A 25405-nucleotide genomic window follows, 5' to 3' on the forward strand; every position below is an offset into this window, starting at 1 on the left:
TCTGGCTGTTAACAAGTAATTTCGTAAAATCAAAGGCTTAACGAGCGGGCGCAGGCCCGGTCGGCCTTTGGAGGGCAGTTTGACTCGTTATATCTCGACCCGGGGCGAGGCCCCCGAACTCGGCTTCTGCGACGTGATGCTGACCGGGCTTGCGCGCGACGGCGGCCTGTATGTGCCGACGATCTGGCCGCAGCTCTCTGCCGAGACCATCGCCGGCTTCTTCGGCCGCCCCTATTGGGAGGTCGCGGTCGACGTGATCCGTCCCTTCGCCGGCGGCGAGATTTCGGACGCCGAGCTTGGCCGCATGGCGAACGAGGCCTACGCGACCTTCCGCCATCCGGCGGTGGTGCCGCTGCGTCAGATGTCGCCGCACCAGTTCGTGCTGGAGCTGTTCCACGGTCCGACGCTCGCCTTCAAGGACGTGGCGATGCAGCTGATCTCGCGGCTGATGGACCACGTGCTCGCCAAGCGCGGCCAGCGCACGACCATCGTGGTCGCCACCTCAGGCGACACCGGCGGCGCTGCGGTCGAAGCCTTCGCCGGCCTCGAGAACGTGGATCTCATCGTGCTGTTCCCGCACGGCCGCATCTCCGAGGTGCAGCGGCGGATGATGACGTCGACGGGCGCGGCCAATGTCCATGCCCTCGCCATCGAGGGCAATTTCGACGACTGCCAGGCGCTGGTGAAGGGGATGTTTAACAACCATCGCTTCCGCGATGCGACCTCGCTCTCCGGCGTCAATTCCATCAACTGGGCGCGCATCGTCGCCCAGGTCGTCTACTATTTCACCTCCGCCGTTGCAGTCGGCGCGCCGGCGCGCGCGGTGGATTTCGTCGTGCCGACCGGCAATTTCGGCGACATCTTCGCCGGCTACGTCGCCAAGCGGATGGGCCTGCCGGTGCGGACCCTGCGCATCGCCGCCAACGTCAACGACATCCTGGCGCGCACGCTGAAGACCGGGATCTACGAGGTGCGCGAGGTGCACGCGACGGCGTCGCCGTCGATGGACATCCAGATCTCGTCCAATTTCGAACGGCTGCTGTTCGAAGCCGGCCGGCGCGATGCCGCCGGCGTGCGCCGTCTGATGGATTCGCTGAAGCAGTCAGGACGTTTCGTGCTGCCAGATGCGACGCTGGCCGCGATCCGCGAGGAGTTCGACGCAGGGCGCGCCGACGAGACCGAGACCGCGGCTGCGATCCGCGCCGGCTGGCGCGAGGCCGGCGAGCTGGTCGATCCCCATACGGCGGTGGCGCTCGCCGTCGCCGACCGCGACACCACCGACACTGGGGTGCCGAGCATCGTGCTCTCCACCGCGCATCCGGCCAAATTCCCCGACGCTGTCGAAGCGGCCTGCGGCCAGCGGCCGCAACTGCCGGCCTGGCTCGACGGATTGATGACCAAATCCGAACACATGAAGGTGATGAAGAACGATCAGGCCGAGGTCGAGCGGTTCGTGCTGTCGGTCAGCCGCGCCGCAAAGCAGGGAGTTGCCGGATGAGCGTCGAGATTTCCAAGCTTGCCTCCGGCCTGACCGTCGTCACCGACAAGATGCCCCATCTCGAGACCGCGGCGCTCGGCGTGTGGGCCGGCGTCGGCGGACGCGACGAGAAGCCGAACGAGCACGGCATCTCGCATCTGCTCGAGCACATGGCGTTCAAGGGCACGACGAAACGCTCCTCGCGCGAGATCGTCGAGGAGATCGAGGCGGTCGGCGGCGACCTCAATGCCGGCACCTCGACCGAGACCACGTCCTATTATGCGCGGGTGCTCAAGGCCGACGTGCCGCTCGCGCTCGACGTGCTCGCCGACATCCTCGCCAATCCCGCCTTCGAGCCGGACGAGCTGGAGCGCGAGAAGAACGTCATCGTGCAGGAGATCGGTGCCGCGCAGGATACGCCCGATGACGTCGTGTTCGAGCATCTCAACGAGCTCTGCTACCCCGACCAGCCGATGGGCCGCTCGCTGCTCGGCACGGCCAAGACGCTGCGCGCCTTCAATCGCGATTCGCTGCGCGACTATCTCTCGACGCATTATCGCGGGCCCGACATGGTGGTGGCCGCGGCCGGTGCGGTCGATCACAAGCAAGTGGTCGCTGAGGTCGAGAAGCGCTTCGCAAGTTTTGAGGCGACGCCGGGTCCCAAACCGCAGGCGGCCATGTTCGGCAAGGGCGGCGCCAAGGTGGTGCATCGCGAGCTGGAGCAGGCGCATCTGACGCTGGCGCTGGAAGGCGTGCCGCAGAGCGATCTGTCGCTGTTCTCGCTCCAGGTCTTCACCAACATCCTCGGCGGCGGAATGTCGTCGCGCCTGTTCCAGGAGGTGCGCGAGAAGCGCGGTCTCTGCTACTCGATCTATTCGTTCCACGCGCCCTATACCGACACCGGCTTCTTCGGCCTCTACACCGGCACCGATCCGGCCGACGCGCCGGAGATGATGGAGGTCGTGGTCGACATCATGAACGATTCGGTCGAGACCCTGACCGAAGCCGAGATCGCGCGGGCCAAGGCGCAGATGAAGGCGGGCCTCCTGATGGCGCTGGAGAGCTGCTCTTCCCGCGCCGAGCAGCTGGCGCGCCACGTGCTGGCCTATGGCCGGCCGCAGACGGTCGAGGAGCTGGTGGGCCGGATCGACGCCGTCAGCGTCGAATCGACCCGGGATGCCGCGCGTGCGCTGCTGTCGCGGAGCCGGCCTGCCGTTGTCGCATTAGGCAGTGGCAGGGGTCTGGACACGGCGGTGTCTTTTGCGGAAGGATTGACGCGGGCACGTGCCAAGGCGCGGCTGCATTAGGAGCCGCGCGCGGGCTGAGCTGCCCCGGGAAGCATCACCATGGCCCTCTTTCGCCTGCCGTCCAGTGGACCCGCCGCCCTCGCGCCGCGCGGTAACGGGCTGTTGCTGCGCGCGCCGCAGATGTCGGACTTCCTGCAATGGGCGCATTTGCGCGAGACCAGCCGCGATTACCTGACGCCCTGGGAGCCGATCTGGCCGTCTGACGATCTCACCCGCTCCGGCTTCCGCCGCCGCCTGCGCCGCTATTCCGAGGACATTGCCGCGGACCGTTCCTATCCCTTTCTGATCTTCCGGGAGCTCGACGGCGCCATGGTCGGCGGCATCACGCTGGCCAATGTCCGGCGCGGCATCGTGCAGGCCGGCACCATCGGCTATTGGGTCGGCCAACCCCATGCCCATCGCGGCTACATGACGGCTGCACTGCGGGTGCTGCTGCCGACGCTGTTCGGCGAGCTCAATCTGCACCGGGTCGAGGCCGCCTGCATCCCCACCAATGCGCCGTCGATCCGGGTGCTGGAGAAGTGCGGTTTCTCCCGTGAGGGCCTGGCGCGCCGCTATCTCTGCATCAACGGGGTCTGGCAGGACCATTTGCTGTTCGGCCTGCTGCATGAGGATTTCCGCGGCTGAGCGGCTCGCTTCATTGGGCCAAGTCTCCTGGTCAAGTCCCCTGGTCAAGTCCCTGGTCAAGTCCCTGGCCAAGTCCCTGGCCAAGTCCCCCCTTTTGCTGCCTTGGGTTCGCCGATTTTGGCGATATAACCCGCATGCCCCGGCCGGCGATCGGCCGGATAATTGTCATTGGAGTACGGGCTTTGATGGTGAAGCAGCTTCGGTCATCGCGGAATGTGCTGCGGCGGATGCCGGCGATCGCGCTGGCATTGTCGATGTCGTTCGCGACGGTTTCGCCGGTGGCCGCCCAGTCCTTGACCGACCGCTTCAAGAGCCTGTTCGGCGGCAAGTCGGATGAGCCGGCCCCGCCCAAGCCCGCGCCTGCGCCTGGCCAGCCGGCGGAAGACGACGTCGATTGCCCGCAGGTGACGGTGCGTGCGGGTGCATCGACCTACGCGGTGGGGGCGGCCGGAAAGCCCGCCGTCGGCAACGAGATCCGCTTCCAGGCCTCGATCACCAAGATGGCGCGCGAATGTGCCCGCAGCAGTGCCGGCATCACGGCCCGGATCGGAATCCAGGGCCGCGTGATCGCCGGTCCCGCCGGCGCGCCCGCCACCGTCGAGGTCCCCTTGCGTGTCGCGGTGGTGCAGGGCGGCGTCGGCGAGAAAGTGATCGCCTCGAAGGCTTACCGGACCACGGTCGAGATGTCGGAAGGGGGCAGCGTGCCCTTCACCTTCATCGTCGAGGATCTGGCTTATCCGACGCCCTCCGCCTCGACCGCCGATTCCTATGTCTTCTATGTCGGCTTCGACCCGCAGGCGCTGTCCCCCGAGCCGAAGGGACGGAAGAAGAAGTAGGGTTCTCGTTGCCCCGGACGCAGCGCAGCGCTTCTTCAGCGGTGCGCTGCAGAGCCGGGGCCCATGCCGCCGGCACACTGGGTCCCGGCTCTGCGTCCGGGACACGAGAGTCTTTCGACAAAAAAGCCGGCGCTCATTGCGCCGGCTTTTTGATTGGTGAAGGCAGAACCCTCAGTTCAGCTTTTGCCGGACCTCGGTGATGCCCTTGGCGATCAGATCGTCGGCAACCGAGCCCTTGACCGACTGCGACAGGATCGTCGAGGCGGCCTGGACGGCGGCTTCCGCCGCTGCGGCACGGACATCGGCGAGCGCCTGGGCTTCGGCGAGCGCGATCTTGCTCTCCGCGGTCTTGGTCCGGCGGGCGACGAAGTCTTCCATCTTCGCCTTGGCCTCAGTCGCGATGCGCTCGGCTTCGCTCCTGGCGTTGGCGATGATGTCGGCGGCCTCGCGTTCGGCCGAGGCGGTGCGCGCCTTGTAGTCGGCGAGCACCTTGGCGGCTTCCTGCTTGAGACGCGTCGCGTCGTCGAGCTCGGCCTTGATGCGGTCGGCGCGATGGTCGAGCGCAACCATCGCTTTCTTGAAGACCCCGAGATAGCCGAACAGGACCATCAGGATCACGAAAGCGATGGCGACCCACGTTTCAGGATCGAAGAACATATCGACTAACCCTTCAAGGACGCATCAACGGCGGCATTGACCGACGCCGCGTCCGGAACCACGCCGGTGAGCTGCTGCACGATCTGGCCTGCCGCATCGGCGGCGATGCCGCGAACGTTGCTCATGGCGGTTGCGCGGGTCGAGGCGATGGTCTTCTCCGCCCCGGCGAGCTTGGCCGCCAATTGCTCTTCCAGCGTCTTGCGCTCGGCGTCCGCCTGCGCATTCGCCTTGTCGCGGGATTCGTTGCCGATCGCCTGCGCGCGCGAGCGTGCCGAAGCAAGCTCGTTCTCATAGGCCTTCAGCGCCGCGTCGGACTGGTCCTTCAGCTTCTGCGCTTCGGCGAGGTCGCCCTCGATCTTGTTCTGACGGGCCTCGATCGCACCGCCGACACGCGGCAGAGCAAGCTTGGACACGATCACGTAAAGCAGGACGAAGAAGATCGCGAGCGACACCAGCTGTGAAGCGTAGTTGCTGCTCTCGAACGGCGGAAAACCGCCACCGTGGTGACCACCGTCAGCCCCGGTGTGAGCGCCCGCCGCCGGACCTTTTGCGCCGCCATGACTTTCAGCCACGGAGTTCTCCTGTTGCTGTCACACGCGCCGTCCCAATGGGATGGAACGGCGCGAAAAACGTCGTCCTCAGAGCGGAACGAACAGCAGCAGCAGCGCGATCAGCAGCGAGAAAATGCCGAGCGCTTCGGTCACGGCGAAGCCGAAGATCAGGTTGCCGAACTGGCCCTGAGCGGCCGACGGGTTGCGAACGGCTGCGGCGAGGTAGTTGCCGAAGATCACGCCGACGCCGACGCCTGCGCCGCCCATGCCGATGCATGCGATGCCCGCGCCGATAAGTTTTGCTGCTGCCGGATCCATTTTAGACTCCTTGGAAGAAAGATTGGGTTTTGGGTGGAAATTCCCCGGACCGCTCAGTGTCCCGGATGAATGGCGTCGTTGAGGTAGATGCAGGTCAGGATCGCAAACACATAGGCTTGCAGGAACGCGACCAGAATCTCGAGCGCGTAGAGCGCGACCGTGAGAGCCAGCGGCAGCACGCCGCCAACCCAGCCCAGCGCCCCGAGCGAGAAGCCGAGCATGGCGACGAAGCCCGCGAACACCTTCAGCGCGATGTGGCCGGCCAGCATGTTGGCGAACAGACGGACGCTGTGGGAGACCGGCCGCAGGAAGAACGACAGGACCTCGATGAACATCACCAGCGGCAGGATGTAGCCGGGGACGCCGTGGGGCACGAAGATAGAGAAGAATTTCAGGCCGTTCTTGGCGACGCCGTAGATCAGCACGGTGAAGAAGACCAGAAGCGCCAGCGCCGCGGTGACGATCAGATGGCTCGACACCGTGAAGGTGTAGGGGATGATGCCGACCAGGTTCGAGACGCAGATGAACATGAACAGCGAGAAGATCAGCGGGAAGAACTTCATGCCTTCCGCGCCGGCCGTCGAACGGATGGTCGAGGCGACGAATTCGTAGGAGATTTCGGCAACCGACTGCAGGCGCCCGGGAACCAGCTGCGTGCCGCTGGCGAGCATCAGGATCGAGATCACCGCCACCGCCACCAGCATGTAGAGCGACGAATTGGTGAAGGCGATCGTGTGATTGCCGATATGGCCCAGGGTGAAGAGAGGCTCGATGTTGAACTGGTGGATCGGGTCGATTTTCATCAGCGCGGCATCTCTTGGTCTGCCGGGCAATGCCGGCGGGTCTCGGTCTGCCGGCCGGGCCGGCCCGTACCGGCAAGGCCGGCACGATCATTCCTCTGGTGCGGATCGGCTAAGACCCACCGCGCCTGTCTTGACCCGCACCCGCCGTTCTCACCACATTCACCACGCCGGCGACGAAGCCCAGCAACAGGAACACGATAAATCCGAAAGGCGACGTCGACAGCAAGCGGTCGAAACCCCAGCCAATCCCCGCTCCGACGACGACCCCGGCGACCAACTCGGAGGATAACCGGAAACCAAGCGCCATCGCCGAAGCTCTGGCCGCTCTGTCTTCACCGTCACCTGCGGGTTGCTCGGTCTTGATTCGTTGGTCCCGGAGTTCGGACAACCGCTGATCAAGTTTTCCGAGCCGTTCGGAAAGCGCAGCTTCCTCGGACGATCTATCGCGATCCCCATTCTCGCCGTGTCCCGTGCCCTGTGTCATGCAACGAAGACCCGAAACGCCGCGGCTGAATGGAAATTGCGCCCGCCACCCTCAAAAGCCGCGCGGACCATACTGATGGCCCATAATCAAGTCAAGCCAAGTCACGATTGCGTCGCTTTCGGTTATGTAGCTGATTTGTTTGATGATATTGGCGCACACGGCAGCGCTGCACACAGCGTGACGCCGCACCGCAGCAGCAGGCCTCAGGATCGGCGGATGCGGCCGCCCTTACGCCACGCTGCCGGGATCGAAGACGCCGCCGCGATCGTTGATGCGGGTGCGTGTTTTGGGCGGCGGATCGCCTCACCGGGGTGTAGAATTTGCGAGAGGGCCACCTGCACGTCGTGGCGGAGAGCGCGATGAGACCAGTGACGTCATCCACAACATCATGGCTTGCGCTGGCGGCGTTCGCCGCCGCGATGGCGATCGGCGGCGACCTCGAGGCCGCGCAATCCACGCCCGACAGCGAGAACGGCCGCTACAGCATGGCGCCGATCCCCGAGGGCGTGCTGCGGCTCGACACGCGCACCGGCACGGTATCGACCTGCACCAAGAACGGCATCGGCTGGGCCTGCTACGCGGTGCCCGACGAACGGACCGCGCTCGACGCCGAGATCGGCCGACTCCAGGCCGAGGTCGAGAGGCTGAAGGGACAGCTCGCAGCCGGGCCGACGGTGTCCGGCAAGATCGACGAGGCGCTGCCGAAATCCGACCCGCTGAAGAAAGCGGAGCCCAAGGGCGCCGAGGGCGAGCGCAAGATCGAGATCCCGCTGCCGAGCGATCAGGACGTCGACCGCGTGATGTCGTTTCTGGAAAGGGCCTGGCGGCGGCTGATCGACATGGCCAACCGCGTCCAGAAGGACGTGTCGGGGAAGATTTGAGGACCTCTTCGCGCCATCCATGCGTTGAGGTGCCGTAGGTGGGCAAAGGCGTTCTTACGCCGTGCCCATCATGTTTCCACGATGCTGAGAAAGGACGTGGGCACGTCGCTTCGCGCCTTTGCCCACCCTACGGCAGTGTTCGATCAATCGAGATATTTGATGACATCAGCCAAATCCATCACGCGCTCGGCGCCATCGTCGGTGCAAGCCACCACCATCGCATCGTCATTGCTGACCGTGCAGACATCGGGCCACGGCTTCACCGATCTGACCAGCGAGGCTGCAAAATTCATCGCCGAGGTTCACGCGCGCGACGGCGCGCTGACGCTGTTCATCCGCCATACCTCGGCCTCGCTGACGATCCAGGAGAATGCCGATCCGTCCGTGCTCGTCGATCTCACCACGGCATTATCCCGGCTCGCGCCGGAGAATGCCGGGTGGACCCACGACACCGAAGGACCCGACGACATGCCGGCACATATCAAGACGATGCTGACCGGGGCCTCGCTTCAGGTTCCAGTCCTGAACGGCCGGCTTGCCCTCGGCACCTGGCAGGCGATCTACTTGATCGAGCACCGCAAGCGCCCGCACCGGCGCGAGGTGGTGCTGCAATTCGTCGGCAGCAATCAGTAAAGCAATTTTAGCGCTCAAAACAAAACCGGCCGCGGATCGCTCCGCGGCCGGTTCGTTGTGCTTATCGCTGCTTTCGATCAGGTCGCCTTGATGTCGACGTCCTTGGTCTCGGGCAGGAAGAAGAAGCCGATCACGACGGTAATCGAGGCGAAGATGATCGGATACCAGAGGCCGGCATAGATGTCGCCCGTCGAGGCCACGATGGCAAAGGCGGTCGCCGGCAGCAGGCCGCCGAACCAGCCGTTGCCGATGTGGTAGGGCAGCGACATCGAGGTGTAGCGGATGCGGGTCGGGAACAGTTCGACCAGCATCGCCGCGATCGGGCCGTACACCATGGTGACGTAGACCACGAGCACGAACAGCAGGCCGATGATCGCCGCCACCTGCGGACGGAAGATGTCGAACGGATGCGCCATCTTCACGATTCCGGCGTCGCCGCCCTTCGGATAACCGGCCGCCTGCACCGCGGCGAGCACCGCCGGGTTGCCGTCCTTGGCGTTGGCGTAGGCGATGTCCTTGCCGTTGACCACCACCTTCACGCCCGAGCCGGCTGCGCCCGGCGTGGTCGTGTACCTGACCGACGACTGCGACAGATAAGCGCGTGCGGTGTCGCAAGGTGCGGTGAAGACACGGGTGCCGACCGGGTTGAACAGGTCGCCGCAACCCGCGGGATCCGCCACCACGTCGACCTTGACCGATTCGATCGCCTTTTCCAGTGCCGGGTTGGCATTGGTGGTGATCATCTTGAAGATCGGGAAGAAGGTCAGCGCCGCGATCAGACAGCCGCCGAGGATGATCGGCTTGCGGCCGATCTTGTCGGACAGCATGCCGAACACGATGAAGAAGCCGGTGCCGAGCAGCAGCGACCAGGCGATCAGCAGGTTGGCGGTGTAACCGTCGACCTTCAGGATCGATTGCAGGAAGAACAGCGCGTAGAACTGGCCGGTGTACCAGACGACGCCCTGGCCCATCACGCCGCCGAGCAGCGCGAGCAGCACGAGCTTGCCGTTCTGCCAGTTGCCGAAGGCTTCGGTCAGCGGCGCCTTCGAGCTCTTGCCCTCGTCCTTCATCTTCTGGAAGATCGGGGATTCATTGAGGCGAAGCCGGATCCAGACCGAGATGCCGAGCAGCAGCACCGAGACCAGGAACGGGATGCGCCAGCCCCACGCCGCGAAGTCGGTCTCGCCGAGGGCGCTACGGGTGAACAGGATCACCAGCAGCGACAGGAACAGGCCGAGCGTCGCGGTGGTTTGAATGAAGGAGGTGTAGTAGCCGCGCTTGCCGTTCGGAGCATGTTCCGCGACGTAGGTCGCCGCGCCGCCATACTCACCGCCGAGCGCCAGGCCCTGGGCGAGGCGCAGCGCGATCAGGATGATCGGAGCCGCGATGCCGATGGTGGCCGCGTTCGGCAGCAGGCCGACGATGAAGGTCGACAGACCCATGATCAGGATGGTGACGAGGAAGGTATATTTGCGGCCGACGATGTCGCCGATGCGGCCGAACACGATCGCGCCGAACGGACGCACCAGGAAGCCGGCTGCGAACGCCAGCAGCGCGAAGATGTCGCGGGTTGCCGGCGGATAGGCCGAGAAGAACTGCGCGCCGATGATGCCGGCCAGCGAACCGTAGAGGTAGAAATCGTACCACTCGAAGACGGTACCGAGCGAGGAGGCGAGAATGACGAACCGTTCGTCCTTCGTCATCCCTCCCGCGCCTGCTTGAGATACGGCCATTGTCGACATGTTGAGTCGCTCCCCGAATTGCGTTTCCTCGCGCCCCAGACGTCCGGACATGCCGGATCAACCCAGGTCTTGCCCGCAAGGTAACATCGGCGTGAAACCCGCCCCAATACGACTTTCGGCCTTGCGCACTGACGCGTAGCTGACGCCCGGTATCGGGCACCGGCGCGCCGCCACGTAGGCTTCCGGATTAACCCCTTTGCAGCAAAGGGATAATGTGCACTTGCATGCCACGGCCGCTCGGGGAAGAATTGACATACCCGGGATTGGTCCGCCGGCCCGCGAACGACAGCAAGAGAACGATGAACGCTCCCTCGACCCATCTCGTCATCGCCGATGACCATCCTCTTTTCCGCGACGCGCTGCGACAGGCGGTGGCCGGCGTCCTGACCTCGGCCAGGATCGACGAGGCCGGATCGTTCGAGGATCTGACCAAGCTCCTGGAACAGACCTCGGATGTCGACCTGATCCTGCTCGACCTCTCGATGCCCGGGATCTCAGGCTTTTCCGGCCTGATCTATCTGCGCGCGCAATATCCGGCGATCCCGGTGGTGATCGTCTCGGCGTCCGATGACAGCGCCACGATCCGCCGTTCGCTCGATTTCGGCGCCTCCGGCTTCATTCCCAAGCGATTCGGCGTCGAGACCCTGCGCGACGCCATCCTCAAGGTGATGGAGGGCGACGTCTGGGTTCCCGCCGATACCGATTTGTCGGCTGCGGCCGATCCCGACATGACGCGCCTGCGCGACCGCCTGGTGACCCTGACGCCGCAGCAGGTCCGGGTCCTGATGATGCTGTCGGAGGGCCTGCTCAACAAGCAGATCGCCTATGAACTCGGGGTCTCCGAGGCCACCATCAAGGCACATGTCTCGGCGATCCTGCAAAAGCTCGGCGTCGAGAGCCGCACCCAGGCGGTGATCGCGGCCGCCAAGATCGCCGGCGGCCAGTGGAAGCAGGGCACGCCGACGGGGTGAGCGCCAAGCCATCAAACCCGTCATCCCGAGGCGCCCCATGGAGCGCGTTGCGTCCCATGCCTCGCACCTCATCAGGATGGCGGGGTTGATAACCTCCGCAGCAGTTCGTTGCCGATCCTGATGTCCTCCGTTTCGGCACCTTCAGCAAAGCCCTTCAGAACCGATTGAAGCAACCGTTTTGCTTCGTCACGCCGGCCGCGTTCGGCAATTAGCCGGGCGAGGTCGATCGCGGCCCGCAGCTCCCAGGCTTTCGCGCCCTTGCCGCGGCTGAGCTCCAGCGACTGCACCAGGCAGGCCTCCGCGCCCTCGACCTGCGGTTCCGGCAGGTACGATAGGACCTTGCCTTTCATGCGCAACAGCTCGGGCATGTAGAGGTGATCGCCGCTCTGCGCGACGAGGCGGATGGCGTCGTCGATCAGCTGTGCGCTCTGCTCGATCTGGCCGAGCGCCAACAATCCCTGAACCAGCGCGATGTTGAACGTCGTGGTCAGCAGCTCGTAGCCGGCATCGTGGAGCTCGCGCAGGCAAGTCCTGATCGTCTCGACGCCGCCGGCCGCATCGCCGCGCCGGATCGCCAGCTCGCCTTTGACGCCGCGGCCGACGGCGAGATAAGGCCCCATCGAGCGCGACGTCGCATGCGCGATGAAGCGGTCGATATTCGCGTCCGCACCGTCGAGGTCTCCGCTCCACAGATCAATCGCGACCGTCCAGATCAGCGCAATGCAGAGCGTGATCGGGTGATCCATCTGCGCGGCCTCGGTGACCGTCTGCCGCGCCAGCTGCAGCGCATCCGCGGGCCGGCCCTGCAACCAGAGCTCGCGAGCCAGCGTGATGCCGGCCCGGTTGCGATGATCGAAGCCGTGGACGGTGCTGATTCGCTCCGTGCCCGGTCCCCGCCAGGCGACCTCCAGCATCTCGAGCGCGTCGCGATGCTCGCCTGCCAGATGCAAGGAGACGCCGAGGAGGGAATGGGCGAGGGCGATCGAGGCGGGATCGCCCAGCGACCTCGCGACCGCGAGGCTCTGCTGCGCATAGCCGAGCGCGGCGTCGAACTCTCCCATCCGCTCGTGAAAGATATGCATCCGGCCGAGCAGCTGGAGCTGGTTGATGTCGTCGCCGCGCGCTTGCGCGATCGCAAGGCTCCGGCTCAGGGCGCTGCGCGCCGCTTCGCTGCCGCCGCGGGTGAACATCAGGGTCAGTCCGAGGGCGGCCTGGATGTGCATTTCCTCGGCGCTGCCGCGCGAGGAGGGGTCCATCGCCAGCAGCGCCCGTTCCGACCAGCGCCGGCATTCGATCAACAGGGACATCGCCAGGAAGATCGGCGCCGCGGCGGCGGTGAGCGCAATGCCGATGCCGAGATCACCGCCCGCCCCGAAGCACCAGTCGAGCGCGGCGCGCACATTGTGAAGTGCGGAGAAGTGAGCAGCTCGTTCGTCCGCGCTCGGCACGGCGGCCCATGTCATGCCGGCCTGTTCCAGCCATCGCCGGTAGTAAGTCGCGTGGCGCGCGGCGAGAGCCGCGCCGTCGGGCTCGATCTCGAGCAGATAGGCGCGCGTCGTGTCGAGCAGGCGGTAGCGCATCATGGCGCCGATGGGGCGCGGCGCGACCATCGATTTGGCCACGAGACTGTCGACGGCGTCGAACAGGCGGGCCTGGTCGACGCGCTCGTCCGGCACGACCTCGAGCGCCGCGTCGATGGTGAAATGCCCGGCGAAGACCGCAAGCCTGCGCAGTACGAGGCGTTCGAGATCCGACAGCAGTCCGTAGCTCCAGTCGAGCGTGGCCTGCAATGTCTTCTGCCGGGGCGGCGCCGTTCGCTGGCCCTGCCAGAGCAGATTGAGGCGCTCGTCGAGCAGTGCGGCCGTCTGCTCCAGGCCGTAGGCTTCGACCCGGCCGGCGGCGAGTTCGATCGCCAGCGCCATGCCGTCGAGCTTGCGGCAGATCCTCGCGATGATCGCGGCATTGGCGTCGTCGAGACTGATCTGCGCGCCGCTGGCCGTGGCACGTTCGAGGAACAGTTGCAGCGCCGGATAGGTCTGCGCTGCGGCGACCGTCAGTCCGGAGCCGTCGGGCGGAACGGCAAGCGGCGCCAATCGATAGACCTGCTCGCCCTCGACGCGCAGGGCCTCGCGGCTGGTCGCGAGGATATGGACATGTGGCGCCGCCTGGAAGATGTCCGCCGCCAGCGGTGCGGCCGTCGCGATGACGTGCTCGCAATTGTCGAGAACCAGCAGCATCCGCTTGTCCCTGACATGCGCGAGCAGCGCGGGCAGGGGATCGTCGGTCTCGGCCGGCAAGCCCAGCATCAGCAGGATCGAGGTGATCACGAGATCGGGATCGCTGAGCGCGGCGAGATCAACAAAGTGCGCGGCATCGGAGAAGGTCTCGAGCAGGTCGTGAGCGATCGCCACTGCGACCGCCGTCTTGCCGACGCCGCCCGGGCCGGCGATCGTCACAAAGCGCGAGGCGATGAGCCTGTCGGAGACGGCGGCGATCTCATCGTCGCGCCCGACCATCCGCTGTAACCGGTTCGGCAGTTTCACCGGCGGCAATTCCAGCCGCGGCGCGGGGCGCTGGGCTGCCGCAATGCCTGTTTGCGAAATCGGCGCTGCGAGTTGCGAAATCGGCGCCACGAAGCAATAGCCGCGGCCGGACAGCGTCGTGATGTAGCGGGCGCCGTCCTTGCCGTCGCCGAGCGCCTTGCGCAGCGCTGCGACGTGAAAGCGCAGATTGGCCTCCTCGACGGTGATGCCGGGCCACACCAGCGCCATCAGGTCCCATTTGCCGACGACCTGGTTCGGCCGCGACATCAGCGCCATCAGCGTGTCGAACGCTTTCGCGCCGAGCGGCAACGCGACGCCGTCGCGCATCACGAGCCGTTCATGTGGCGTCACGGAGAATGGCCCGAACGATAAAGTTCCCGTTGCGGTGCCGGCCGGCTCTGTCATGGCAAATCTCGGGTCCCTTCGACAGGCCCCGATAGCCAGATGATCGCGATCCGGCAAGGCCGTCGCTGCATCGGCATCAGACCGCGGATGCAGGCCTTGTTAAGCGCGCGAGGTCTGGCCTCACAACTTCTCACAACTCCCAACGGGTGTCCTGCACCAGCCACTGCTAGTCAGTTGCGCAACGGAAAGGACAGCTTCATGACGCAGGCGGCAAAAACACTCTACACGGCCAAGACCCACACCAGCGGCGGCCGAGGCGACGGCATATCGCGCAGCTCCGACGGCCGCCTCGACGTCAAGCTGTCGCCGCCGGGCGCCGCAGGCATCGGCACCAATCCCGAGCAATTGTTCGCCGCCGGCTGGTCGGCCTGCTTCGAAGGCGCGATGGAGATCGCGGCGCGCCAGCGGAAGATCGAGCTTCCCAGGAAATGCGCGATCGATGCGGAAATCGATCTCGTGCTCGACGAGGGCGCCTATTCGCTCCGGGCGCGCCTCAATGTCAGCCTGCCGGGCCTCGACCCCGAGATCGCGCGCGGCATCATCGATGATGCGCATCGGACCTGCCCCTATTCCAAGGCCGTTCGCGGCAACATCGACGTCACGGTCGCGCTGATCTGACGCGCCATCACCAACCATCAAGAAAGGTAGCTCCACCATGAAGCAGATCATCGACCAGCATCGCCGCCAGTTCTTTGGCGTCGCCGCAGGAACCGTCGCCGTCGGTCTTGGCGTGATCGACCTCGCGCGCGCCGAGACCGAAGCGCCGAAATCGTCCGCATCGATTGCGTCCTTCGGGGCGATCAAGCAAATCGATGCCGGCGTCCTCAATGTCGGCTATGCCGAGGCGGGTCCTTCGAACGGTCCCGTGGCGATCCTGCTGCACGGCTGGCCCTACGACATTCACGCCTTCGTCGACGTCGCGCCGATCCTGGCCAAGGCCGGCTATCGCGTGATCATCCCTCACTTGCGCGGCTACGGCACGACGCATTTCCTTTCGAGCGAGACGCCGCGCAACGGCGAGCCTGCCGCGATGGCGGCCGACGTCATCGCGCTGATGGACAAGCTCGATATCAAGAAGGCGGTCGTCGCCGGCTTCGATTGGGGCGCGCGCACCGCCGACATCATCGCCGCGCTGTGGCCGGAGCGCTGCCGCGCGCTGGTGTCGGTCAGCGGCTATCTGATCTCGAGCCAGGCCGCCGGCAACGCGCCGTTGCCGCCGTCTGCCGAGCTGCAATGGTGGTACCAGTTCTATTTCGCCACCGAGCGCGGCCGTGCCGGATACGAGAAGTACACGCATGATTTCGCCAAGCTGATCTGGAAGCTCGCCTCACCGCAATGGAAGTTCGACGACGCCACCTTCAATCGAAGTGCGGCGGCGCTGGACAACAAGGATCATGTCGCGATCACGATCCATAACTACCGCTGGCGGCTCGGGCTCGCCCAGGGCGAAGCGAAATACGAGCATCTCGAAAAGAAGCTGGCAGCGGCTCCCGTCATCGACGTGCCGACGATCACGATGGAGGGCGACGCCAACGGCGCGCCGCATCCCGACCCGAGCGCCTATGCCAGGAAGTTCTCGGGTCGATACGAGTTTCGCCTGATCACCGGCGGCATCGGCCACAATTTGCCGCAAGAAGCACCGCAAGCCTTCGCCAAGGCCGTCATCGACGCCGACGGCGCCTGAGCATCTACGACACCTCGGTCCAGCCATGGGCCGGACCGGGGATCGCCCATTGAACCCAGCTTGATGAATGGTCATGACGCCAGCCGAACCTGAAAAGAACAAATCTCCTTACGCCACGATGATCGTGCTCGCCGTGGTCCTGCTCGTCGTGCTCCTGACCTGCGTGCCGTATCTCGTCACGATCGCTTCGGCGGAGGGGCCGGCGGCACGCGACACGGCCGACGCCTCGCCGATCTTCGGCGTCACGATTCCGCCGGGCTACAAGCAGTGGGAGCTGATCGCGCCGGCCGAAGAGGCCGCGCCGCTCGACGAGTTCCGCGCTGTCGTCGGCAACCGGACCGCAATCGACGCGTATCAGGCCGGCAAGCTGCCGTTCCCCGACGGCACCATTCTGGTCAAGCGCGCCTGGAAGCGCAAACAGTCACCGGAGTTTGCGTCCGCGACCATCCCCGGCGCCGCCACCACGGTCCAGGTGATGGTCAAGGATTCCAAGAAATATGCCTCCACCGGCGGCTGGGGCTTTGGCCGCTTCATCGGCGGCAAGCCGGTCGACGAGGCCCAGCACCGCACCTGCTGGGGCTGTCACGAAGCCCGCGCCAGCAGCCGCGACTACGTCTTCACACGGCTTGCGCCCTGAAGCGGACCTCGGCCGGCAATCATTCCGCCGCCATCCGCAAGGCGCACATCTGCGCGATCCTGCAAAAGCCCGGCATCGAGAGCCGGACGCAAGACGCGATGGTTGCCACCAGGGCAGGCAGGGCATGCCGACGGGCTGAGGCGCTTCCTCGCTAACTCGCGGATGTCCGGTCTTGAGGCAGAGCGAAGTCATTCGGCTCGTTCAGAACATTGCCGGTTTTGACCCATTGCGGACGTTCAAGCGATGCCGCTCAATGACCGAGCGACAGAGGGCCTTGACCACCGAGTTTGCTTATCGCAGCCCGAGGCTGCCGCTGGCTATCAAGTCACTCTCGGTCAATAAAAACGACCGAAGGCTCGATCTCGATGAGGAACGCCTCATTCGCGAGGCTCGACACCCCGATCCAAGTTGCGCAAGGCGGATTCTCGCCGAAGGCCGCCTTGAGAGCTCCGGTGATGGCGCTGCTCTCATGCATATGACTTTGCCTGATATAGAGCCGAAGTGCACCGACGTCGCATAGTTTTGCACCGACGGACGCCAGGGCGGCCGCAAGATTCTCCAGACTTTTCTCGAGTTGGAGCCGAATATCACCGGCACCAACGACGTTTCGATCTGCGTCCCAAGCCACTTGGCCAGAGACATGGACGGCGTCGCCGAGGCGCGTTGGGACGATTGCTACCTGCGCAAAGCCGTAGTGCCGGCTATCAAAGAGTCCAGTGGGAGCGTGTACCGTTCGGCTCATTGCGAAACCTTGGTTATATGCCGACGATCGGCGGTGATCCTACGAGGATAATACCCATGATTCCGGCAAGCCGCACTTCCGGTTATGAAGTTGGACAATATCCGCGTTTGCGCTGCTGGAGGAGATCAGCGGACATTCAAGTGCGTTCTTCAAGGCATGATTTTGCGGGCGACGTGCCCGGGTCACCCCAAGGGCTTGGGTGATCGTCAGGCAAAACAGCAACGGCTGGGTCAATCGGCTTGATCGAAAATATTCGTATTTACAGAAATTCGGCTTTGTCGTAGGTATTGCTCACCCTGATCCGGCGAAAAGGGGCGGTCGTACGTCGTCACGAGCCGCGGATCGGGCTGCGGTGGACGCATTGGCGCCGTCGCGGATGTGAGACGCGGGGCGGGGTGATGGATTGAGCCGATCCCCGTGAGCTTCTCGCAAGCCGCGTTGTACGAACGGCGCTGTGTGCGTACGGCAAAACCGTGTGGTCCTGGCCGTCGTTGCTACGGTCAAGTCTTACGGAGGCGACATGGCGCCAACCGGCGCCATGCCGGCGAATTCCGTGAGGCAAGGGAGGCCAGAGGGAAAGTTCGGCTCCCGGGAGAGCACGGCATAAGCCGTCCGACCATCGCGCAGGGAAGGCCGTGTGTTCGGCGTCACCTGTATGCTGCTGTGCGGTTCTTCCTGCGTGTGCATTTCGCGCAGCGGACCGCGGGTGCCAGCCGGCACCCGGCCTTCCCTGCGCCCTTTTCTCCAGGAGGGCGTGACGAGAAGCGCAAACCTCGGGCGAAACACGCCGCGAGAAGGCGAAGGCGTATCTGCGAAACGAGATGCCGATTTGAGGACGACAACATTTCACCTTGCTCCGTCATTGCGAGGAGCGAAGCGACGAAGCAATCCAGAATCTTTCCACGGGAGGATTCTGGATTGCTTCGCTTGCGCTCGCAATGACGATGTGGAGGTCGCGGTGCACCCTTCCGTCACCGTACCCGGCTCAATGGCCAAGCCGTTGTCCCTGGAGGCGCTCTTCATGAGCGCGGGCGCTGGCAGTGCGTCTCACTCCGCAGCCACCATCTGCTGCGTGCGCCACTGGCCGAGGAGCGCGCGGAGCGAGGCCGGCTTGACCGGCTTGTTGAGCACTGCGACCTTCTCGTCGCGCGCAGCGACCTGCACGGCGGGGCTGCGGTCGGCGGTGATCAGGATCGCGGGAATGGCGTCGCCGAAGCGACGGCGGATGTCGCGGATGGCGGCGATGCCGTTGCCGCGGTCGAGATGATAGTCGACCAGGAGGCCGGTGACGCGCCGTCCCGCCGTCTCGATGGCGGCGATCGCGCCCTCGGGATCGGCGACCGCGATCACCTCGGCGTCCCAGGCCTTCAGCAGCGTGCGCATGCCGTCGAGGATCGCCGCGTCATTCTCGATACAGACGATCAGGGCACCCGAGATCGGCGTCCGCGCCAGCGGCGTCGCGCTGGTCACCGCGGCGGTGTGGGTGATCGCTTTCGCCGTCGGCACGGTCACGGAGAAGACCGAGCCGCCGCTTCTGTTGCCGTCGATGGCGATGCCGTGCTTGAGCACCCGCGCCAGCCGTTCGACGATCGACAGGCCGAGCCCCAGCCCGCGCGCGATCCGCGCGCCCTGCTCGAGGCGGTGGAATTCCTTGAAGATCTCGCCGCGCTTGACCGGCGGAATGCCGACCCCGGTGTCGTAGACGCAGATCTTGAGCGAAGGGCCTTGTCGGCGACAGCCGACCAGCACGCGGCCGCGCGGGGTGTATTTGATCGCATTCGAGATCAGGTTCTGCAGCAGGCGCCGCAGCAGGAGCCGGTCCGATTCGACCGGCAGCGAGCACGGCACGAAGGTGAGCTCCAGGTTCTTGGCGCGCGCGATCGGCGCGAACTCGATCTCCAGCGAGCGCATCAGATCGGCCATCTTGAAGCTCGAGATCGAGGTCGTCATCGCGCCGGCGTCCAGTCGCGAGATGTCCAGCAGCGCGCCGAGGATCTCTTCGATCGCCTGCAGGGATTCGTCGATGTTCTCGACCAGCCGCGTCTCCTCGCCGCTGTGCTGGCGCTCGACCAGGCTCGTGACATAGAGCCGCGCCGCGTTCAGCGGCTGGAGGATGTCGTGGCTGGCGGCGGCGAGGAAGCGTGTCTTGGAGATGCTGGCGTCTTCCGCGGCGCTCTTGGCCAGCGCCAGCTCGGAATTCAGCCGCGTCAGCTCCTCGGTGCGGTCGCGCACGCGCTTTTCCAGTGTCGCGTTGGCGCGCTCCAGTGCTTCCGCCGCCTCGAAGGTGGGTGTGACATCGGTGAAGGTGATGACGAAGCCGCCGCCGGGCATGCGGTTGGTAAGCACCTCGATCACCATGTGGCGTTCCGGCAGACGTTCGAGATATGGCTCGCTGTCGGTGGTGTAGGCGGCAAGGCGCCGCTCCAGCATGGCCTCGCGCTCGACCGGGTCGTCCGGATCGCTCACGCCGATGAATTCCAGGATCTCGCGCAGCGGCTCGCCGAACTGGACGATATGCGGGGGGACGTTGAGGAGATCGCCGAACTGCCGGTTGGAGCAGATCAGCTGCAGATCGGCGTCGAACACGGCGATGCCCTGACGCACGTGGTTGAGCGCGGTCTGCAGGATCTCGCGGTTGAAATGCAGGGCTGCGTGCGAGTCGTCGAGCAGCTTGAGTGCGGCTTTGGCCGAGACCGTGCGCTTGCGCAGCAGCAGTGACATCACGAGGCGCGAGGAGGCCGCGCCGATCGAGGAGGCGATCAGGTGCTCGGCGTGCTGCAACAGCTCGAAATCGGCGGGCGCTCCAGCCTCCAGGCGAACGTTGCGCCGTGCGGAGAATGCCTCGAAGGAATGCCGGGCGCGGTCGGGTCCGAGATATTGCGCCACCGTGGTCTGGATGTCCTGCACGGTGACGGTGGTGCGCCAGCGGCGGAAACTAGGCGAGATCGGCGCAAGCGTATTGGGCACGAACAGATCGGCCTGCAGCAGCTCGATGGACGAGGGCCTTCGCGCCAGCGACAGCAGCACATAGGTCAGGATGTTGAGCGACAGCGACCAGATCACGCCGTGCATCAGGGGAGGCAGATCGGCGCCGAACAGCGCCTGCGGCCGCAGCGCCTCGATGCCGAACGGACCGTGCTGAAGCAGCAGGATGCCCGATGTCGAGGAATCCATGAAACTCGGAATGAACAGCGTGTAGAGCCACACCGCGAAGCCGACCAGCATGCCGCCGATGGCGCCGCGCGCGGTCGCGCGCCGCCACAGCAGCCCGCCGAAGAAGCTCGGCGCAAGCTGCGCGATGGCGGCAAAGGAGAGCAGGCCGATCGCCACGAGCTGGGTATTGCCGAGCGCGCGATAGTAGAAATAGGCCATCACCATGATGGCGAAGATCGCGAGCCGGCGCGAGCGCAGCAGGAAGTCGCTGAAATCCGCGCCGCCGGCGCGTCCTTCCGGCCGTCGTTGCAGCACCAGCGGCACCACGAGGTCGTTCGAGACCATGATGGAGAGTGCGACGCATTCGACGATCACCATCGCGGTCGCCGCCGACAGGCCGCCGACGAAAATGGCGACGCTGAGAAGCCCCGCACCGCCCTCCATCGGCAGCGCCAGCACGTACATGTCAGGGTCGGCCGCGCCGAACGGGAAGGTGACGAGGCCGGCGAGCGCGATCGGGATCACGAACAGATTGATGGCGACGAGATAGAGCGGGAACAGCCAGCGCGCGCGGCCGACCTCGGCATCCGAGGAGTTCTCGACCACGCTGACGTGGAACTGGCGCGGCAGCAGCATGATCGCGCAGAGCGACAGCAGCGTCATGGTGAGGAAGTTGCCGATCGACGGCGAATAGTTGATGGCGCGCACCGCCTCCGGCGTCTTCATGGCGCGCTCGATCAGTTCGTGCGGCGAGAACATCCAGAAGGTGACGAAGATGCCGGCGGCGAGGAAGGCGATCAGCTTGATGATGGATTCGGTCGCGACCGCCAGCATCAGGCCGTGCTGATGCTCGGTCGCGTCGGTCTGACGCGTCCCGAACAGCACCGCGAAGGCCGCCATTGCCAGCGTCACCATCAGCGCGACGTCGCCGACGATCGGGATGTGGGAGAAGGCCTGGTCTTCGCTCAGGATCGTTTCGAGCGAGGAGGCGACCGCCTTGAGCTGGAGCGCGATGTAGGGCACCGAGCCGATGATCGCGATCAGCGCCACGGTCGCCGCCACCGCCTGGCTCTTGCCGTAGCGCGCCCCGATGAAGTCGGCGATCGAGGTGATGTTGTGGGCTTTCGCCAGCTGGATCACGCGGCGCAACACGCCGGCCCCTAACCCGATCATCAGGATCGGGCCGACATAGATGGCGAGGAAGTCGGTCGAGGCGCGGGTGGCGAAGCCGACCGAGCCGAAGAAGGTCCAGGAGGTGCAGTAGATCGCCAGCGAGAGCGGATAGATCAGCCCGGAGGCACGGCCGCGCCCGGCCGGCGAGCGGCGGTCGCCATGGCTCGCCACCAGGAACAGGAAGCCGATATAGCCGAAGGCGGCGGCGATCACGCCCCAATCGTGCAGCATGGCGAGCGCGCTTCTCCCAGGGCGCTGGCCGCGCCCGAGCTCATTTTCGCTGCAAATCTATCGCGTTAGGCGGGGGGAGGCGACAGCGAAATGCTCGGAAGGGCGGGAACTGGGGTTGTCGTTAAGGTGCGCAGCTTGGGGTTTCCCGAGAGAATCCCCGCGTGGCACCCCCTCCCTGACCCTCCCCCACAAGGGGGGAGGGAACGGAGAGAGCCTTGCTCCTCGCGACAAAGATGCGACTGGCGTTGCTCGACTTATTGGGCTGGATGACGTGAGGTGGGCACACCTGTCTCGCTCCTTCCCCGTGTGGGGGAGGGTTGGGGAGGGGGGTAGCTCCGGGAACGGTGGGAGTTGGGAGAGGCGAAACGCCTATTCCGCCGCGAGCGACTTCTCGCGCAGTGGCAGGCCGAGACAGTCCCACACCTGAAGCAGGGCCTCGGCGAGCTGATCGATCAGGCCGTCGTCATGATAGGGCGAGGGCGTGATGCGCAGCCGCTCGCTGCCCTTGGCGACCGTCGGATAGTTGATCGGCTGGATGTAGATGCCGTGCTCCTCGAGCAGCAGGTCGGACGCTTGCTTGCACTTCTCGGGATCGCCGACGAACAGCGGCACGATGTGGGTGTCGCTCGACATCACCGGCAGGCCGGCGGCGTTGAGGATCGCCTTGACGCGGGCGGCACGGTCCTGGTGGCGCTCGCGCTCCCAGTTCGAGGTTTTCAGATGCTTGATCGCGGCAGTCGCGGCCGAGCAGATCGCCGGCGGCAGCGCGGTGGTGAAGATGAAGCCCGGCGCATAGGAGCGCACGGCATCGATGATCTGGCCGTTGGCGGCGATGTAGCCGCCGAGGCAGCCGAACGCTTTCGCCAGCGTGCCTTCGAGGATGTCGATGCGATGCATGACGCCGTCACGCTCGGCGATGCCGCCGCCGCGCGGGCCGTACATGCCGACCGCGTGGACTTCGTCGACATAGGTCATCGCGTCGTACTTCTCGGCGAGATCGCAGATCCTGGCGAGCGGGGCGACGTCGCCGTCCATGGAATAGAGGCTCTCGCAGACGATCAGCTTCGGCCGGTTCGGGCCGGCTGCTTTCAACAGCTCCTCGAGATGCGCAAGATCGTTGTGGCGGAACACGACCCGCTCGCAGCCGGACTGGCGGATGCCCTCGATCATCGAATTGTGGTTGAGCTCGTCCGACAGGATCAGGCAGTTCGGAATGAGTTTTGCGATGGTCGGGATGCCGGTCTGGTTCGAGACATAGCCCGAAGTGAACAGCAGCGCGGCTTCCTTGCCGTGGAGATCGGCGAGCTCGGCCTCGAGCTGGACCAGCGGATGATGCGTGCCGGCGATGTTGCGGGTGCCGCCGGCACCGGTGCCGACGCGCGTCGCGGTCTCGACCATGGCGCCGACCACTTTCGGGTGCTGGCCCATGCCGAGATAATCGTTGGAGCACCAGATCACGACGTCGCGCTTGCCCTTGGGCGAGTGCCAGACCGCGTGCGGGAATCGGCCGGCCGTGCGCTCCAGGTCGGCGAACACGCGGTAGCGCCGCTCGGAATGGAGACGATCGAGGGCGGAATCGAAGAACTGGTTGTAATCCATCGGCAAAACCTGCAACGGAACCCGGCCAAGGCGGCCGCTCATTTTTAGAGCTTTTCCAGCTCCAATGTCCATGCGCCCGCACACATTTGTGACGAGGCGCGCGGGTCCATTGATAGCGGCGTATCGCCGGCGATAGTTGATGTGGATCAAACGCCTAACGCTGGTCCGCCCGCGCGGGCCGAGGCTCCCGGGAAAGTCCGGGACCGTTGTCGCTGGCTTGGACATTTTGTCCATGGGGCGCGCGCCGTCCATGATTGCTGAGCCGGTCGCGCCGATGTCGTAGCCTTTGCCTTGGCGAGGCGCGGATCGGCGCCCGGCAAGCGCACGCGAAAGGACGCCCCGATGAAGCGTGTCATGGTTCTGAACGGTCCCAACCTCAATATGCTCGGCATCCGCGAGCCGCACATCTACGGCACCACGACGCTCGCAGAGGTCAACGCGAGCTGCGAGGCGGCTGCCGCAACCCTCGGGCTCAAGCTCGCCTTCCACCAATCCAACCATGAAGGCGTGCTGGTCGACCTGATCCAGTCGGCGCGGCAGGACGCCGATGCAATCATCATCAATCCGGCCGGCTTTTCCTTCACCTCGGTCGCGATCATGGACGCGATCAAGACGTTCGAAGGGCCGGTGCTGGAAGTCCACATCTCCAACATCCTCGCCCGCGACGAATATCACCGCCACTCCAAGATCTCGTTCGTGGCGAGCGGGGTGATCTGCGGCCTGGGTCCGTTCGGCTACATCGCCGCGCTGCACGCGATCGCGAATATGAAGTGACATGCCGCCACAAGCCCGGGCATGACGAAGCGACTCACGTCGTCCTGAACTGCAGCACGCCGTCCTTCGTCTCCGCCGTCAGCCGGCCCTCGACGATCATGTAGTTGACGTGGGCGACGAGCTCTCCGGCGGCAAAGCCCATCTGGTGTTCGTCGAGCACATGCTTGTTGAACACGACGGGTACCAAGGCGCGCGAGGTCTGCGGCACCTCGCGGCAGGCTTCCGCGATCAGGCGGCAGCGCTCTTCATGGTGGTCGGCGAGCTGCTTGATCCGGGTCTTCAGCCCGTAGAACGGCACGCCATGGCCGGGCAGCACCAGGACGTCATAGGGCAGCGTCGTGGTGAGGCTGGCGAGCGAGGCCAGATATTCGCCGAGCGAGTTCTGGTCGGGCTCGACCGCCCAGACGCTGACATTGGGCGAGATCTTGCTCAGCACCTGGTCGGCGGAGAGGAACAGCTTGTCGTCGGCGCAATACAGCATCACCTGGTCGAGCGCGTGGCCGCCGCCGGTGATCACCTTGAAGCGGCGCGTGCCGATCACGACGTCGTCGCCATGGGAGATGCGGCGGTAGGAGGGCGGCAGCACCGAAACGCGCTTGAGATAATCCTGGCCGCGGCCGAGCAGCTTTTCGGTGAGCGACTCGTCCATGCCATGGCGACGGAAGAACAGCCGCTGCGCCTCCTGCCGCTCCGCGGTGCCGCGGTTCTGGTGATAGACCGATTGCAGATATTCGACCTGCGACATCACCAGCGGGCAGTTGAACCGCTCGACGACCCAGCCTGCGAGCCCGACATGGTCGGGGTGGGAGTGGGTGACGATCAGGCGCGTGATGTGGACGCCCTTCAGCGGTCCGTCGAACAGCTTGGTCCAGGCCTCGATCGTCTCCTCGTTGCCGAAGCCGGTATCCACCATCGCATAGCCGTCGCCGTCGGCGAGCAGGTAGATGTTCACGTGGTTGAGGCGGAACGGCAATTTCAGCCGCGCCCACAGCACGCCGGGCCTGACCTCGACGATCTCGTCGTGGCCAGGGTGCTGCTCCCAGGGGTAGCGCAGGGCTTCGGCTGAGGACTGTGCGGTGTCGGTTTTCGCGTTCATGCTACCGGCTTAAACCCAGCGCGCGCGGGGCGCCAGCCGAAAAAGGCTGGCCCGTGGTCTCCGCATGGCGGTCATACCGGG

The 25405-nt window shown here is 65.3% G+C and carries 22 protein-coding genes; 11 read left to right on the forward strand and 11 right to left on the reverse strand.

What is annotated here, in order from left to right; all coding sequences use genetic code 11:
- Nucleotides 1-79: 79 nt before the first annotated feature.
- From thrC to XH81_RS22205, 4 genes are all read left to right on the forward strand, one after another.
- Nucleotides 80-1498 carry a threonine synthase gene (gene thrC / locus XH81_RS22190; protein ID WP_028139845.1) on the forward strand — a complete coding sequence of 473 codons (1419 nt, stop codon included), beginning with the start codon at nt 80-82 and terminating at the stop codon, nt 1496-1498.
- Complete coding sequence (locus tag XH81_RS22195; protein WP_028139846.1) at nt 1495-2784, forward strand: M16 family metallopeptidase; 1290 nt, start codon at nt 1495-1497, stop codon at nt 2782-2784. The genes thrC and XH81_RS22195 overlap by 4 nt, the downstream gene beginning before the upstream one ends.
- Before the next feature lie 39 nt (nt 2785-2823).
- On the forward strand, nt 2824-3411 hold the full coding sequence (locus tag XH81_RS22200; RefSeq protein ID WP_018316343.1) for a GNAT family N-acetyltransferase: 588 nt from the start codon (nt 2824-2826) through the stop codon (nt 3409-3411).
- 185 nt (nt 3412-3596) lie between these two features.
- The gene (locus XH81_RS22205) at nt 3597-4247 is read left to right on the forward strand and encodes a hypothetical protein (RefSeq protein ID WP_028139847.1); all 651 of its coding nucleotides are present in this window, start codon (nt 3597-3599) and stop codon (nt 4245-4247) included.
- Nucleotides 4248-4418: 171 nt separating this feature from the next.
- On the opposite strand, the gene XH81_RS22210 is transcribed toward XH81_RS22205, so the two are convergent.
- The 5 genes from XH81_RS22210 to XH81_RS22230 form a co-directional block, all read right to left on the reverse strand.
- Nucleotides 4419-4904: a F0F1 ATP synthase subunit B family protein gene (locus XH81_RS22210; protein ID WP_028139848.1), complete on the reverse strand. Its 486-nt coding sequence runs from the start codon at nt 4902-4904 to the stop codon at nt 4419-4421.
- 5 nt (nt 4905-4909) lie between these two features.
- Nucleotides 4910-5476, reverse strand: a complete 567-nt coding sequence (locus XH81_RS22215; RefSeq protein ID WP_028139849.1) for a F0F1 ATP synthase subunit B — start codon at nt 5474-5476, stop codon at nt 4910-4912.
- 66 nt (nt 5477-5542) lie between these two features.
- Nucleotides 5543-5773: a F0F1 ATP synthase subunit C gene (locus XH81_RS22220; RefSeq protein WP_007599451.1), complete on the reverse strand. Its 231-nt coding sequence runs from the start codon at nt 5771-5773 to the stop codon at nt 5543-5545.
- 53 nt (nt 5774-5826) lie between these two features.
- A complete protein-coding gene (locus tag XH81_RS22225; protein ID WP_028139850.1) occupies nt 5827-6576 on the reverse strand; it encodes a F0F1 ATP synthase subunit A in 750 nt (249 codons plus the stop codon).
- A 109-nt stretch (nt 6577-6685) separates the two neighbouring features.
- On the reverse strand, nt 6686-7060 hold the full coding sequence (locus XH81_RS22230; RefSeq protein WP_028139851.1) for an AtpZ/AtpI family protein: 375 nt from the start codon (nt 7058-7060) through the stop codon (nt 6686-6688).
- A gap of 359 nt (nt 7061-7419) precedes the next feature.
- Here XH81_RS22230 and XH81_RS22235 point away from each other — a divergent pair, with 359 nt between their 5' ends.
- The gene (locus XH81_RS22235) at nt 7420-7941 is read left to right on the forward strand and encodes a hypothetical protein (RefSeq protein ID WP_028139852.1); all 522 of its coding nucleotides are present in this window, start codon (nt 7420-7422) and stop codon (nt 7939-7941) included.
- 159 nt (nt 7942-8100) lie between these two features.
- On the forward strand, nt 8101-8574 hold the full coding sequence (locus XH81_RS22240; RefSeq protein WP_028139853.1) for a secondary thiamine-phosphate synthase enzyme YjbQ: 474 nt from the start codon (nt 8101-8103) through the stop codon (nt 8572-8574).
- A gap of 77 nt (nt 8575-8651) precedes the next feature.
- Here the strand turns inward: XH81_RS22240 and XH81_RS22245 are convergent, their stop codons facing one another.
- Entirely contained in the window at nt 8652-10277 is a 1626-nt protein-coding gene (locus tag XH81_RS22245) for an MFS transporter (RefSeq protein ID WP_173015728.1), read from the reverse strand.
- 338 nt (nt 10278-10615) lie between these two features.
- Between XH81_RS22245 and XH81_RS22250 the strand changes: the two genes are divergently transcribed.
- The gene (locus tag XH81_RS22250; protein WP_018316334.1) at nt 10616-11287 is read left to right on the forward strand and encodes a response regulator; all 672 of its coding nucleotides are present in this window, start codon (nt 10616-10618) and stop codon (nt 11285-11287) included.
- Between the two features lie 71 nt (nt 11288-11358).
- Here the strand turns inward: XH81_RS22250 and XH81_RS22255 are convergent, their stop codons facing one another.
- Nucleotides 11359-14235: an ATP-binding protein gene (locus XH81_RS22255; RefSeq protein ID WP_028139855.1), complete on the reverse strand. Its 2877-nt coding sequence runs from the start codon at nt 14233-14235 to the stop codon at nt 11359-11361.
- 198 nt (nt 14236-14433) lie between these two features.
- Here XH81_RS22255 and XH81_RS22260 point away from each other — a divergent pair, with 198 nt between their 5' ends.
- The 3 genes from XH81_RS22260 to XH81_RS22270 all read left to right on the forward strand — a co-directional run bounded on the left by XH81_RS22260 (nt 14434) and on the right by XH81_RS22270 (nt 16556).
- Complete coding sequence (locus tag XH81_RS22260; protein ID WP_028139856.1) at nt 14434-14853, forward strand: organic hydroperoxide resistance protein; 420 nt, start codon at nt 14434-14436, stop codon at nt 14851-14853.
- Between the two features lie 37 nt (nt 14854-14890).
- Nucleotides 14891-15919: an alpha/beta fold hydrolase gene (locus XH81_RS22265; protein WP_028139857.1), complete on the forward strand. Its 1029-nt coding sequence runs from the start codon at nt 14891-14893 to the stop codon at nt 15917-15919.
- Between the two features lie 73 nt (nt 15920-15992).
- Nucleotides 15993-16556, forward strand: coding sequence for a cytochrome P460 family protein (locus XH81_RS22270; RefSeq protein ID WP_028139858.1), 564 nt, complete (start codon nt 15993-15995; stop codon nt 16554-16556).
- A 325-nt stretch (nt 16557-16881) separates the two neighbouring features.
- On the opposite strand, the gene XH81_RS22275 is transcribed toward XH81_RS22270, so the two are convergent.
- The 3 genes from XH81_RS22275 to hemA all read right to left on the reverse strand — a co-directional run bounded on the left by XH81_RS22275 (nt 16882) and on the right by hemA (nt 23454).
- Nucleotides 16882-17298 carry a RidA family protein gene (locus XH81_RS22275; protein ID WP_028139859.1) on the reverse strand — a complete coding sequence of 139 codons (417 nt, stop codon included), beginning with the start codon at nt 17296-17298 and terminating at the stop codon, nt 16882-16884.
- Nucleotides 17299-18345: 1047 nt separating this feature from the next.
- A complete protein-coding gene (locus XH81_RS22280) occupies nt 18346-21855 on the reverse strand; it encodes a PAS domain-containing hybrid sensor histidine kinase/response regulator (RefSeq protein WP_028139860.1) in 3510 nt (1169 codons plus the stop codon).
- Nucleotides 21856-22224: 369 nt separating this feature from the next.
- The gene (hemA, locus tag XH81_RS22285) at nt 22225-23454 is read right to left on the reverse strand and encodes a 5-aminolevulinate synthase (RefSeq protein ID WP_028139861.1); all 1230 of its coding nucleotides are present in this window, start codon (nt 23452-23454) and stop codon (nt 22225-22227) included.
- 342 nt (nt 23455-23796) lie between these two features.
- Between hemA and aroQ the strand changes: the two genes are divergently transcribed.
- Nucleotides 23797-24228, forward strand: coding sequence for a type II 3-dehydroquinate dehydratase (aroQ, locus tag XH81_RS22290; RefSeq protein WP_028139862.1), 432 nt, complete (start codon nt 23797-23799; stop codon nt 24226-24228).
- 34 nt (nt 24229-24262) lie between these two features.
- Here the strand turns inward: aroQ and XH81_RS22295 are convergent, their stop codons facing one another.
- Entirely contained in the window at nt 24263-25324 is a 1062-nt protein-coding gene (locus XH81_RS22295) for an MBL fold metallo-hydrolase (protein ID WP_028139863.1), read from the reverse strand.
- Between the last annotated feature and the right edge of the window lie 81 nt (nt 25325-25405).

Origin of the sequence: Bradyrhizobium sp. CCBAU 25360 (genome assembly GCF_028128695.1) — a bacterium.
GTDB classification, from domain to species: Bacteria; Pseudomonadota; Alphaproteobacteria; order Rhizobiales; family Xanthobacteraceae; genus Bradyrhizobium; species Bradyrhizobium ottawaense.